Below are 12924 nucleotides of genomic sequence, written 5' to 3' on the forward strand. Positions count from 1 at the left end.
TCTAAAATAAATTCATCAGGAGGCACATTGGTTTAGATTGATTATTATTTTTATTGCGTATTTAGTCATCTTGTTGATCTAGGCAGGATTTTAACGCCTTCTTGTCGTATAACACTAGCATATCTTGCTAATAGTTTTAGGCGATGGAGTTCGCCTTAAATCTGCAGCAAGCAGTGATGACTCCTACCAAAAAGCGGGCTAATTTTATGCCCGGAAGGTAGGATTTTTTTGTGGGTTTTGCAACTCCATGTGGGGGTGATTAAGTTGCTCTACATATATATTGGTATTTTTGGCTTTCTGGGGGCCATAGCCAGGTTTGAACTTGGCCGCTTCATTGCTATCTTATGGCCCTCAACCTTTCCTTTAGGAACCCTAATAATAAACATTTTGGGATGTTTCGCTATGGGCTTTATTCTTACCTATAGCTTAGAACGCTTAACCTTAAGTCCCGAATTAAGGCTGGGTATAACAACAGGCTTTGTTGGCGCTTTTACGACCTTCTCCACCTTTAGTGTGGAGACGATAACCCTTTTAACTAGTGGTCATATAGCTTATGCCGCCATCTATGTTCTGGTTTCCACTTTAGGAGGCTTAACTGCCGTGAGGGCGGGAATAATCCTGACCAGAATACCAATTTTGTCGGCATTTAAAGTACAGCAAACCGGGGCAGAAACAGGTAGGAGATAGGAATGCAGTATTTATATGTAGGACTGGGCGGGTTTTTGGGTGCCATTACTCGATATGCTTTAGGACAGGCATTATCGGCAAGAAGCAGGGGTAATTTTCCTACAGGCACTCTAATAATTAACCTAACTGGCGCTTTTTTGTTAGGACTACTTTTAGGCACACCGGCATCTGCCCATAGATTTGGCACCAGCTTGACGTTAGCGCTAGCTACGGGGTTTTTAGGCGCTTATACTACCTTCTCTACCTTTTCATATGAAGTTGTCCGGCTTCTGGAAGATGGGGAAGTTATAAATGCTTTAACCTATTTACTGGGCAGCATCATCTTAGGTCTTTTGTTCGCCCTGGCAGGGCGTGCTATCAATCTAATCTAATCCCTTAAATCCCGGCGTTAAATTACACTTAACCCGCCTCGCACCCCTTATTCCACCCTTTTCCTTCGCTTTTGCTCCGCTTTTGTACCTATTTTCACGATTAAATATAATTTAACCCTCCCTCTTCAACGCCTTTTTTCATAAGTTATCCTCATGTATGATAATCTCTACATCAGACACCGTTATCAGCCCCTGGGATACCATGGCTTGCACCTCTGGCAAGACAGAAGCAACCTTTTCAGCTCTATCAACTGCCTCGACAATCACAGGCAAGTCGTAAGAAAGATCTATAATCCGAGCCGCATAAATACTATTTCGCTTACCGTAGCCTTCTATACCCCGGATAACAGTAACCCCTGCCAAACCAGCTTCCTTTAATTTTAATACCAGAGCATGGTAAAGGGCCTTCCCTTGCCACTTAACACCTTCTCCCACGTAAATTGTTAACCGTTTAGCAGGCATGCTTTTCATAAAAATATTCCTCCTGGTTATTCGTAAAGCGGGTATGGATGTCTCTGGGAAGGAAACAAAAAACTCCTGTCCTTTACAGACAGGAGTCATCAGCGCTTAGGGCGCATTTTCGAGATCCTCGAGGCCGACTCCTTGGCCTTAATCTAACTATATAATTTTTATTATTAAATGTCAATTTCCTTGCTATATAATTTTAGGCCATTTCCCCTTGACACACTAAAGGATGGGCTGTTAAATTTAATTACAAACGGGAAGTATATCTCTATTACTTTATTTCATACGCTTGGAGAAAAGCTTTCTCCAAACGGTGATGGAGTTCACCGGAAAAACCACCCGTAAGGGTTGATGACTCCTACCAAGGATCAAATTCCTGGTAGGAGAATGTGCAGTTAGCCCAACTCCTACCAGGTAGAGTCTGGAGGAGTTTTTTATGAGCCAGGTAAGGCAAGATCGGCCAGTAAAGGCAGTTCCGAAGGTAACTAATGATGCAGGCGCCCTTTTTTTACAAACTTTAGAGCTTCTGAATGGCTTGGGGCCAGAATTTAAAGAAGAGAGGCAAAAGATACATGCCTTACAAGAGCGTCTTTTAAACGAACGCTTTCACCTTGCCGTTCTCGGGCAGTTCAAGCGCGGTAAAAGTACCTTTATAAACGCTCTTCTGGGCGATGAAGTGTTACCCACAGCCATCCTACCCCTGACTGCCGTTCCAACCTTTCTTCTCTGGGGTCCCGAGGCCCGTCCATTACCAGGAAATTCTCGGAAATTCAGGCCAAATTCGAGGCATTATAAGGTCCCTTGCTGTTTCGTGTGGGTTAGTTTGAGTTACAAGAATAACATTAATGAATTTAATTACCTGTTCCGAATATGCTGTTGTACAAATCTTCGCCATAACTAGTTTGCAAGGGTTCGCCTTCGATTAACTTAAAAGTTCGTGTTCCGTCGGCTTGCCTTTCAGCCCGCAGGAAAAGTGCGTTTGCCATTTTTTTATCGTAAAAGCCATGGGCAAATTCATATAAATGCGTAACGAAGAAAACCTTGATGTGTTTTTCCAATAAGGCGCTAACTATCTGCCTTGCAATCTCCGAGCCTTCTCTTTCGTTTGTTGCGGCAAACGATTCATTAAACATCACCATGGAATTCGCCGTTATATGATCCACGATATCGCTGATTCTGTTAAGTTCTTCATCAAGTTTACCGCTTTTCAGGGCAACGTCTTCTTCCCGTTTGTAGTGGGTGAAAAGGCCGTCGCAAGTACTGGCACAGAAAGATTCGGCCGGTACAAACATACCGCATTGCATCATTAATTGGGCCAAACCTATGCTGCGCAAAAAAGTCGATTTGCCACCTTGATTGGCGCCTGTGATTATTACGAGGTCCTTATTATCAGCATTCACATCATTGCCCACAATTTTTTGTTCCAGGGTTAAAGCCAGACAGACGTCATATAAGCCTTTAAAAGAATGTAGACGTTCAACAGGAGCTACGGGCAGTGGAAAGCACGCCGGCTCCCCCATGCGAGTAAGGTGTTCATACAAGTTCAAACAACCGATGTAAAAGGCCAATTCGGTCCGCAAAGTTTTAAAAAAAGCAAGAATATGATCGGTGGACTGAGCGAGGGCATTGGCCACAAGGTTGATCCCCCTGTCTTTTAATTCCGACAGGGCCCTGGCCCCGCTTTCGTCGCGGTCGGCGATAGAAAAGGTGTAGACGAGCGGTTTAGGAGCAAAGATCCGCTCCATCCAACTCTGTTTTTTATCTATGGGTTTACGAAGTATATAATTAATCCCTTTATTGCCTTTTCCCAATTCGGCGCTGATCAAAACTCCCTCACGGAATTTTAGTTCCCTTAGATGATTTTGAACGCTGGCGAAATATTCGTCACCAAGTTCTTTATTGAGCATCTTGAAAAAAGCCGTAAAGCCCTCCGACTTAAATTTATCGGCATGTTCATCGGCGATAGTTCTTAGTTTTTTAAGCATGCCCACAAACATTTGCATCACTTCTATCGATCTATGCAATATGGCAGCGGGGTATCTGCTGAAAATGCTTAAGTAATTCTTTTTCTCCCTTTCAATCGATTCTACTGCGATATCATAGATAGTCCTGACAATGGCAGAATTCTCTAGGCAATCTCTTAAAATATCCTGCCGGTATAATATTGTGTCTGGATCATTATTTAAACCGGACAAAACGGCTTTCCTGGCCACTTCTAATAAAAATTCGTCACCACACGCCATGGCGTTAAACAGCGTGTCTAATGCCAAGTCTTGTATTAAGGTTTGTTGATTAGATGGTAATTTTTGCTGCAAGTCAAAATTACGGTCTTTATACATGAGAAAAACTTTCATAATTTTATCCGCTCCATTAAACAATCGTAAGTGAGACGATACTTTTCGGCAATGGCTAACGCGTATGCAAGTCCATCGGCAGGTCTTCTTACAATCTTATATGTTCGTACTGCCGGATTTTCGGGTACTACCGTGCTGACCATACTTACGGTTTTCTCACTTAAAGAAGCCAGTTCATCTATGAATGTTACGCAAACGCACAGTAAATCCAGTTGTATTATCCTCTCCATCACTTTCCGGCTTAAATATATAGCATCTTTCAATGTTGTGGAAGTGAAAATCTCGTTCATAATGATAATGCTGTTGGAAGTGGCCTGGTTGAGGATATCGTGTATCCTGACCAGGTCATCCTGTAGCTTGCCACGGAGATTTTTTATGTTCTCTTCTTTTTCAAAATGGGTAAAAAGCTTATCGAACAGAAAGAGTCGCGCTTCACTGCCCGGGACGGGGCAACCAAGGCTGGCCAAATAATGCAGCTGTCCGAAGGTACGGGCGAAGGTTGTTTTACCGCCCTGGTTCGGACCGGTTACTACAAATATACGCTCCTTACCTTTCAGGTAAAAATCATTGCAGACAACGGTTGAACCTTCACTGATGAGTTTATATGCCAGGGCTAAATCAAATCCTTCATAATCATAAACTTCCTTACATGTATTGGAAATTTGGGGATAGCAAAATTTTAATCCTTTTTGTTTGAATATAGCGATATACTCCAGATAAGCAATGTAAAATTGTATCTCCCGATCAAAAACGGCTATCGTTTCATCCAGATAATTGCCGTTTTCCATACAGTAATTATCAAGATGCAAAAATATTTTAGGATATAATTGGGCAACTAAATCAAGTATTTTTGCTTCAACATGGTTCATATTGGGCCAATTGGAAAATTCAACTCTATAATCTTTTACCGCCCCCTGTTTGAATCTCTCGAACGTTTTTTCAACTTCCGCACTATAATTAATCTCAGATTCATATTTACGGACCTTGATACGGTTACCTTTTATGAGTAAGCAATATTTTACTGTAGATAAGTCGGCTTTCAGCTTTTTCGTTTCTGCTAGTAGGGACATAAAACGGTCGGATTGAGTATAGTTCGTCAGATATTCGCGGAAGGCTAAAAAACCGCGTGATTTTAACTCTATAAGGGTTAAATCATGTACCAGGCAATTAACGGCATCGCAGTAAATTTCCACCGCATCTAAAAACCATCTTTCCTTCTGGTATTTATAATAAAGCTTGTCTGCTTGGGTAAGATGTTCGCGCATTGTACGCATTTTTTGGGTAAATGATTTTATATGCTCAAACAAAGTTTTATTTTCCAGATCCTGCATTATTTCATGACGATAGTTGATCGCGTCGATATCGTTCAACGAAGTGTAAAAAAACGGTTTTAAATTATATTCCTCTTTGCCGGCCGTAATGGTGTCTATAATCTGATCCAGATTTAAATCAACAAAAAAGATGGGCGCTTTGAGTGATTCTTTTATTATGCCGTCTTCAGGATTTTTAAATAGTATGCTTTGGAAAGTCATGAGAAAAACATCTCCCTGCCAAACAGTATGCCGTGGAAATTCATGGACAAAGAGCGCCTATTGTTTTATTAACGAACCGCGTGGTCAGGAAAGGAATTTCTGGATAAGCAGTTTACACTTGCTGGCGGGTTAAAAAATTAAAGATGCAGGATTCAACGAGAAGTATTTTTACCGACATAGAGCATCAGCAACACAGAAAGCATCTGGGTTGCTACTGAAAAGGCTACCACATATCCTGCTGATAGGTCGTAAAGCATCCCCATTAGTGCACTGCCCAGAAACCAAAATATCCCATAACCGGTATTAAACACCCCGTAGGCAGTACCACGCCTGTCAATGGATATCATATTGGCCACGGCAGCGCGTAAGACGGATTCCTGGGCCCCCATTCCTATGCCCCAAATTACCATCCCAACTAGAGCCATTGCGAAACTTCCTAAAAATACCAGTGGGGCAAACAGGGATGAGACCAGACCAGCAATAGCCAAAACATAAATACCTATCCGGTCGAACAAATACCCAAATATTAAAGCAGCAAGGGCATCCGCCCCCATGGCGATAGCATAAAGTATGGGAATCCAATTACTTGATACCAGTGATCCTTTGCCTAAATGATAAGCAATTAAGGGATAATCAACGTAACCTGCCGCTATGAAAGCAACTGCTACCAGATAAAGCCAAAATATTCTAGGTAATCCCTTGCCCGAAAGTGTGGCCTGGGTCGCTTCAAGCTCCTTTGGAGTTGGGTATAAAAGCCTGGCAACAGCAAGGACTGTAATCGCTAAGATAGCCGGGATAAATAAGATGGCAAACCCTGTTTTATATCCGCCTCTTAAGTAAAGTACCAAAGCTACAATCAGAGGACCGGCAATGGCCCCAATTTGATCCATAGCCTCATGGAGGCCAAATCCCCATCCCCTTCCCACTTCCGAAGTAGCGTGAGAAAGCATGGCATCGCGGGCAGGAGTACGAATAGCTTTCCCCACGCGCTCAGTAATCATCAAGATTGCTGCTAACTGCCAGTTACCTGCCAGGGCCAGAAGGGGTACCGCAAAAAGGTTGAGAATATATCCCAGAATAGTAATGGGCCAGTATTTCCCTGTACGGTCGCTTAAGTAGCCGGAAATCAACCGAACGCCATAACCCAGCAATTCACCTAGCCCGGCAACGAAGCCAACCACTGCCCCGCTAGCCCCCAGCAATGCCAGGAAAGGCCCGGTAATACTGCGCGCCCCTTCATAGGTCATATCGGAAAGCAGGCTAACAATCCCGAGTAAGATAATAAATTTAAATGCCTTTTGTAGCGAGGGGGTTATTTTTTTACCTTTGCTTTGTTCCTCCATCAGGAACCTCCTTAAATATTTATAGCCCCAAAATAAAGGGAATAAATGACTCCTGCCTGCATTATCCAGACAGGAGTCATCAGCGCTATGAGCGCATTTTCGAGATTTCTCGGGGCCGACTCCTTGGCCTCGGATTAAGCTAAATCAACTTTTCTCCAGAAATTATCCTTCCCTTATTTTTTCCCCTTAATTATTAACACCGGACAGTTAGCCAATCTTACCACGGCCTCCGAAACGCTTCCTAAAAGGTAACGCTTGATACCACTTAACCCCCGCGCCCCCAGTACCAGCAGATCATAGCCCTCCTCTTCCACCAGGCGGGCCAGGGTATCGGCCGGGTGGCCCGGCACTATTCTGGTAGTTAAGGTTAGCCCTTCACGGGCAGCCAGGTTTGTAGCTTCTTCCAAAGCTTTGCTAAAAAAGTTTTTGGCATCTTCCAGAACCCCATTAACTTCGTCTCTGGTATCGGCAAAATCGGGTACATGGGCAACGGAAACGACAGTAATTTGCGCCCCATATTTTTTAGCCAGGTCGAGGGTAGTAGTTAAAGCTTTCCTGGCATTAGGCGAGCCATCGTAACCAACTAAAATTTTGTTAAACATAGTTTTAATTTCCCTCCTCTTTTTGAGGTATCAAAACATGGCGCCGCTTTTCTTGTTTGGGCGCCGGTACCAGGTCGGGCCGGAAAAAGGCCTGGGCAATCATCGTTGGTACTACGGCGCTGAGAATAACTACCGTTACCAAAATCGTATACTGTGCCTGGCTGATATAGCCATGGTTGAGGCCGAACAACGAGGAAATGGTGCCAAAGGTAAGCCCAGTAGACATTAACAAAGTGGTATACATTCCTTCCCGCGGTTCAAATTTAAAGAAACGCGTTGCCGGCCAGACCCCAATAAATTTGGTTATGATTTTAACCAAAAGCGCTATAATAATAATCCCGGCGCTGGCAACTACAGCCGGTAAGGACACAAAAAGGCCAGCTTTAAGAAAATAAAAGGGTGTCAGGAAGGCAAAGGCCATGGTGCGCATGCGCAGGGCAAGATTCTTTTCCTGGAGAAAGAAACCGGCCACAGCCAGGCCAATGAGATACGCTGGCAAGACGGCTTCGCTATTAGCCATGGAGGCCAGCCCGCCGAGGAAGAAAAGCAGAAAGAAAAAGTATTTTACTTCTAGCTGGCTAACCCGGTTACCGTAGCGGGCAACGTACCAGCGCGTGAAACGGGGAATAAAAGCCAATACAATGGCCATTACAATTGCAAACAGGAGCATCCATCCATTAAAGTTAGCAAAGAGTATACCCAGGGCCACAACCGTACCAAGGTCATTGACGAAACAGGCAGCTAAAATAATTTTACCTATTTCACTTTCATTGAGACCCGTTTCCACCATTACGGCGTAAACAACAGCGACCGAGGTAGTTGAAAGGGCAATACCTGCAATTTCCGCTGCCTGGAGGGTCCAGTGCAGGGCATAATAAGCATATAGCAGGGCACCTGCAAAGGGCAAAAGGAAAGCAATGACACCAATACTAACGCTTTCTTTGAATTTTGTCCGTAAAACTTCAGGATCCACTTCGGCACCCGCAAGGAAGGTTAGCAGAATGCTGCCAACCCCGGCCAGGAAATCAACCCACGGCGTGGTGTGTAAACCTAAAAAATTACCGCCAATTACGCCCACTGCTATTTCCATCAAAGAAATGGAAATCCCTGTCCAACCGGCCAATAAACCGCCTACCAAAGCTAAACCAAGCCACTCGGACGCCACAAGCCACATGTTTTCCATCAGCTTAACCTCCCCTTTTGTTAGACCAGGGATCGGCATGAGCTTTAAAAAGGTTTGGGTAGCTCGGGGCGCGTAACAATAAAAAGCTCCTACCGATCACTGGTCGCTTTCGGTAGGAGCTATTAGCTCACTGAGCGTTAGGCGAGCTCCATCGCCGTTGGGGTTTTATTTCACCCCCGAGTATCGTCTAAAGAATATTATAGCAGCGACATTTAATATTGCAAGTATTTTTTAGTCTTGAGCGAGTTGCTCTGCGAGCATGAAGGCATTTGTTTAAGCCTGGTCCTGCAAAGGTATGGTAATGCTAATGTGGGTACCTTTACCCGGTGCGGTGTTAATTTTCATCTCACCGTTTAAGAGCTGGACCCTCTCGCGAATGCCTACCAGCCCGTAGCCATTACAATCTTTATCGCCCTGGACAGAGTTTAGATCAAATCCCTTACCCATATCGCGGATCGAAAGCGTAATCTTATCAGGCAACATCTCCATTTTAACCAGGGCGCTTTTGACCTGGGCATGTTTTTTAATGTTGTTAACCGCCTCTTGAATGATGCGAAAAAGTGCTGCCTCAACGGTGCTATCCAGACGGCGCTCCTGCCCGAAGAAAAGAAACTCAATTTCCAGCCCGTACTGTTCCTTATAGGTGGCAAAGTACCGCTTCAACGCCGGGGCCAGGCCCAAATCATCGAGGACCATGGGCCGGAGGTCAAAAATAATCTTGCGGACGTCTTGCAAACTGAGCATGACAATATTTTGAAGGGCCAGCAATTCCTCCCGGATTTTACCCGGGTCCTTGTCTAAAAGTTTAAGACAATATTCGGCCCGCATAACGATGTTAGCCATGGATTGGGCCGGGCCGTCGTGAATTTCCCGGGCAACACGCTTGCGCTCTTCTTCCTGGGCCCGGATAATACTAAGGGCCATTTGTTGTGTTTGTTGCAGTTCACCAAGCTTTAAGCTCAAATCGTGGAGTCCGCCGTTTAAATAAGTGAGGACCACCCCTACCTGGGAGATCAGCTTTTCTGCTCTTTGGACGGTGGTTTGTAAACGGCGCAAGCTCATTTCCAAATGATTGCGCCGGTATTGCAATACTTTTTCCTTTTCCCTGAGCTTAATAAGTTCAATTTGCAAATTATAGGCCGTATCGTAGGCGGTTTTGATATCTCGCTCGGTATAGCGGTTAAAGTCTCTACTTACCTCTGCCAAACGCAACCGGGCTCTTTTTTCCGCCCGCTCCAGCTTATCGACCTCCGTTATAATGGCATTCAACTCATTCTTGACTGCTGTCAATTCACTACTAACCAGGTTCACCTCAGTGCGTGTATTTTCAGCAATATCATAAAGCTGAGCCTGACTGCGCTCAATGGCTTCGATAGTTTCTTTGACGATGCGATCCAGGGTACTGATGTCCAGCACCGGGCTCACCTCGCACCAAAGGATTTAAGTTTTATACTGCCAGGCTAAAGCTTTAAGGCGTTCGATCATCCGTAATAGCTTTTTGGTCAGGGAATCAATTTCTTGCCAGTCGGCTAAGGGTAACTGGCCGTCACTGCTTAAGCTGCCCTGTAACAATTTATTTAAGGCAGGGAGATAATCAGCGAAATCCTTGGTTAAGGTATGGGAAGCAGTTGCCAACCATTCCAATTCCCCCTGGATTTCAAGTTCTACTTCTTTCTTTCCTTGGAGAATCTGCCTGAGCTCCACCCACGTCGTAGTGGAAGTAGCCAAATTGTCTTGTAACGCTTCGACCTGGAGCAGGCTTTTTTCCAGCGCCTCCCGGTTAGCCCTGCAGGCATCCATCAGCGCTATGAGTTCCAGCCTGAGATTTTTTAGATAAGTGTATGTATCTCGCAGTGCCTGGCTTAAGTTTTCGGCAGCGGCGGTTAACCCCTCATTCCCCGATTTTGCCGCCTCTAAGGCCACCTCGACCACGAAGGGAGCCAAATGATCGCTAAGCGCCGCCAGGTTAGCAATACCCGCTGACCAAAGCTCTCCCTTCTCCAAAAGTAGTGCTTGTAATTTTGGGCTTTCAGCCAGTTCATGGTAAAAGTCGTTTAGTTTGCTGGTGGCCGCTCTAACAGCCGTGGCTCCCTTTTCGCCGGCCTCTAAAGCATTGTTTGTCAGGTTGAAACTCGCTTTTTGGCGCTCACTGGTTTGCTGGAAGCGATTTGCCAATTGTTCTGCCAGGGAAGCTGACAGCGCCAAAGCCTTTAGCTGTTCCTCTGCATTTTCTTTCAGGCAAGCCAGGTTGCGGAGGAAACGGCTATTGGTGCGGCCTGCCGTTTGGAGGGAACTATGGAGTTGCTCCATTCCTTTCTGCACATCGGCAATATTTATTTTAACTGACTGGATTAAGTTGGCTAAATGAAAAGACATGGTGTTAAAGGAATTGGCGAGATCGCCCAATTCATCTCCACCCAAAACGTTTGCCCGGGAAGAAAAATCGCCGGCAGAAACCAGTTCTGCGGCAGCCGTTAACTCGGCTAAGGGTTTTTGCAGGATTCGCTTGGTAAGTATGGCTGCTAAAAAAATACCGGCCAGAACAGCGGCCAGGGCAAACAAGGCCCAATCAACAGCCATAGCTAAAGTGGAATTTTTTAATTGCGCCGGGTTAAGGCCTAAGCGGACATAACCAATAGTCTCGCCCCCAAAGGGCGTGATGGGAGCCGTGAATTCGTTTGCAGTTGCTGCCGTCTTGACGCCAACTGTCTTACCGCCGGCGGGAGAATTAGTAGTACTGGCGGCCAGCACCCTGCCGCTGCCATCAGTAATGATTACATACTCTATGTTACCATAAGACTTAAGCTTGTGAACAAGATCTGTTAAAAAATCAAGGTTTCCTAATAAAATATATTCGGCAGCAAACAGAGCTACTGTACGGGCAATTTCCTGGCCTTTCCCCTGGTATTCCCGGCGGATCAGGGCCTGTTCACGAAGAAAAAAAGAGGACCCGACCACGGGGATTATAAAGAGTAATAGTAAACCCAAGGCTAGAGCTATTTTGTTGATAACCGAAATACGCCTGCTACCAATAGCCAAGTTAATTCTTTTAAGCATACGGCTCCTCCCTATCATCAAACACTAACCTGTCACCCGTTCTGGTGTTAGTTTGCTTAAGCCGCCCCGCCGGTAGTTCCACCACCAGCCTGGAGCGACGGATTAGGGGACTAAAGCGAAACGGGTGCAAATTGGCCAGGGTAAAAAGAACCTGGCCATCGGCAGCAACAAAGAGCACGTCCAGGGGAAATTTAAGAAAACAAGTATGGATTGCCTGGCAGGGTAACAAAACTAAAGCTTCCTCCTCACCCACGGCCGGGCGCCCCATCCACCCTAACAACCGCTCGTAAAAGGTGCGGGCCACGCGAACTTCTTTGGCCAGCACGACCTGTTTGGTAACGTTAAATATAATTATTTTAATCACCCCATATTCGGCTAGACCGGCTATTTAAGCACCCTTACTTAATAAAATACTTCGTAATCTGAATTACTGCCGGGCCCAACAAAACTACAAAAATGGCTGGGAAGATGAAAAAGACCATGGGTATCAGCATTTTTACCGGCGCTTTCATAGCCAGTTCTTCAGCCCGCTGGCGGCGTTTAAGGCGAATTTGTTCCGCCTGCAACCGGAGGACGTTACCGATGCTTAAGCCCAGTTGGTCGGCAAGAATTACTGCGCCTGTAAAAGAAGCCAGATCGTGTACCCCGGTACGACCTGACAAATCGCGCAGGGCTTCGGCCCTGGGCTTACCCATTCTTATCTCCTGCAGGGTAAGGCCAAATTCCTCCGCCAGGGGACCTTTACTCTTCTCCACTACCTTAAGTAAAGCACCGTCAAAACCGAGGCCGGCCTCAACACTTACCGTCAAAAGGTCTAAAACGTCAGGCAGACTCTTTTCTATTGCCTGCTGTCGCTGCCGGCCTTTGACTTGCAGGTAAAAATCCGGTCCATACCAACCGGCCAGCAGCCCCAGCAAACTAAGGATAAATATACTCTGAACTTGTTGTACCAAACTCGTTCCTGCTAACGCGCCCAAAACAGCTGCCAACCCGCCGGCTAAGTATTTTATCACCAGGAGTTCCCGGGGCGCTATTTTACTTTGGAGATTGGCGTAATTTATCCTGCGGCCCAGTTCGGCTTCTTTTTCGGCCGGTAACATTTTGATCAATTTTTGGCTCCACATGCCGAGTATGGGCTTGATAGCGCGTTGGTAGAAAGGGGCTTTGAGTTCCCGTTCCCTTACCGTAGGAACCGGCTGGCTGCCCAACACCTCGCTTATGCGCCGGCTCTTCCTTGGGTTGGCTTGGGTAAGTTGCTGGTAAAGCATGACGGTCAGCAGAAAAAATAGCCCAAAAACCGCTACGGCAATGACCAAAGGCATATACGCCA

The 12924-nt window shown here is 45.6% G+C and carries 13 protein-coding genes and 3 riboswitches; of the genes, 3 read left to right on the plus strand and 10 right to left on the minus strand.

Annotated elements, in window-relative coordinates; genetic code table 11:
* Positions 1-130: 130 nt before the first annotated feature.
* Positions 131-193, plus strand: a riboswitch (Fluoride riboswitch).
* A gap of 62 nt (positions 194-255) precedes the next feature.
* Together crcB (MOST_RS08400) and crcB (MOST_RS08405) are read left to right on the plus strand one after the other, a co-directional pair.
* Positions 256-687, plus strand: coding sequence for a fluoride efflux transporter CrcB (gene crcB / locus MOST_RS08400; RefSeq protein ID WP_422879880.1), 432 nt, complete (start codon positions 256-258; stop codon positions 685-687).
* Positions 688-689: 2 nt separating this feature from the next.
* Entirely contained in the window at positions 690-1058 is a 369-nt protein-coding gene (gene crcB, locus MOST_RS08405; RefSeq protein ID WP_054937230.1) for a fluoride efflux transporter CrcB, read from the plus strand.
* 138 nt (positions 1059-1196) lie between these two features.
* Here crcB (MOST_RS08405) and MOST_RS08410 read toward each other — a convergent pair whose 3' ends face one another.
* Positions 1197-1529, minus strand: coding sequence for a DUF190 domain-containing protein (locus MOST_RS08410; protein WP_054937231.1), 333 nt, complete (start codon positions 1527-1529; stop codon positions 1197-1199).
* Between the two features lie 297 nt (positions 1530-1826).
* A riboswitch (Fluoride riboswitch) is annotated at positions 1827-1891 on the plus strand.
* Between the two features lie 68 nt (positions 1892-1959).
* On the opposite strand from MOST_RS08410, the gene MOST_RS18525 reads away from it, so the two are divergent.
* Positions 1960-2424 (plus strand): dynamin family protein, encoded by a 465-nt coding sequence (locus MOST_RS18525; RefSeq protein ID WP_083476693.1) that lies wholly within the window; start codon positions 1960-1962, stop codon positions 2422-2424.
* Here MOST_RS18525 and MOST_RS08420 read toward each other — a convergent pair.
* The 9 genes from MOST_RS08420 to MOST_RS08460 form a co-directional block, all read right to left on the minus strand.
* Positions 2375-3877 carry a MutS-related protein gene (locus tag MOST_RS08420; RefSeq protein ID WP_054937232.1) on the minus strand — a complete coding sequence of 501 codons (1503 nt, stop codon included), beginning with the start codon at positions 3875-3877 and terminating at the stop codon, positions 2375-2377. The genes MOST_RS18525 and MOST_RS08420 overlap by 50 nt on opposite strands.
* Positions 3874-5409, minus strand: coding sequence for a MutS-related protein (locus MOST_RS08425; RefSeq protein ID WP_054937233.1), 1536 nt, complete (start codon positions 5407-5409; stop codon positions 3874-3876). Before MOST_RS08425 ends, MOST_RS08420 begins: the two co-directional genes overlap by 4 nt.
* A gap of 152 nt (positions 5410-5561) precedes the next feature.
* On the minus strand, positions 5562-6752 hold the full coding sequence (locus tag MOST_RS08430) for an MFS transporter (RefSeq protein WP_054937234.1): 1191 nt from the start codon (positions 6750-6752) through the stop codon (positions 5562-5564).
* Positions 6753-6925: 173 nt separating this feature from the next.
* The gene (locus MOST_RS08435) at positions 6926-7354 is read right to left on the minus strand and encodes a universal stress protein (protein ID WP_054937235.1); all 429 of its coding nucleotides are present in this window, start codon (positions 7352-7354) and stop codon (positions 6926-6928) included.
* Between the two features lie 4 nt (positions 7355-7358).
* The gene (locus MOST_RS08440) at positions 7359-8537 is read right to left on the minus strand and encodes a cation:proton antiporter (protein WP_244266963.1); all 1179 of its coding nucleotides are present in this window, start codon (positions 8535-8537) and stop codon (positions 7359-7361) included.
* 106 nt (positions 8538-8643) lie between these two features.
* Positions 8644-8702: riboswitch (Fluoride riboswitch) on the minus strand.
* Between the two features lie 108 nt (positions 8703-8810).
* The gene (locus tag MOST_RS08445) at positions 8811-9953 is read right to left on the minus strand and encodes a sensor histidine kinase (protein ID WP_054935574.1); all 1143 of its coding nucleotides are present in this window, start codon (positions 9951-9953) and stop codon (positions 8811-8813) included.
* A gap of 24 nt (positions 9954-9977) precedes the next feature.
* Complete coding sequence (locus tag MOST_RS08450; RefSeq protein ID WP_054935573.1) at positions 9978-11594, minus strand: HAMP domain-containing protein; 1617 nt, start codon at positions 11592-11594, stop codon at positions 9978-9980.
* A complete protein-coding gene (locus MOST_RS08455; protein WP_054935572.1) occupies positions 11587-11958 on the minus strand; it encodes a DUF192 domain-containing protein in 372 nt (123 codons plus the stop codon). The genes MOST_RS08450 and MOST_RS08455 overlap by 8 nt, the downstream gene beginning before the upstream one ends.
* A 34-nt stretch (positions 11959-11992) precedes the next feature.
* Positions 11993-12916 (minus strand): type II secretion system F family protein, encoded by a 924-nt coding sequence (locus MOST_RS08460; protein WP_054935571.1) that lies wholly within the window; start codon positions 12914-12916, stop codon positions 11993-11995.
* Positions 12917-12924 lie beyond the last annotated feature (8 nt).

The sequence above is a fragment of the Neomoorella stamsii genome, assembly GCF_002995805.1.
Taxonomy (GTDB): Bacteria; Bacillota; DSM-521; order Neomoorellales; family Neomoorellaceae; genus Neomoorella; species Neomoorella stamsii.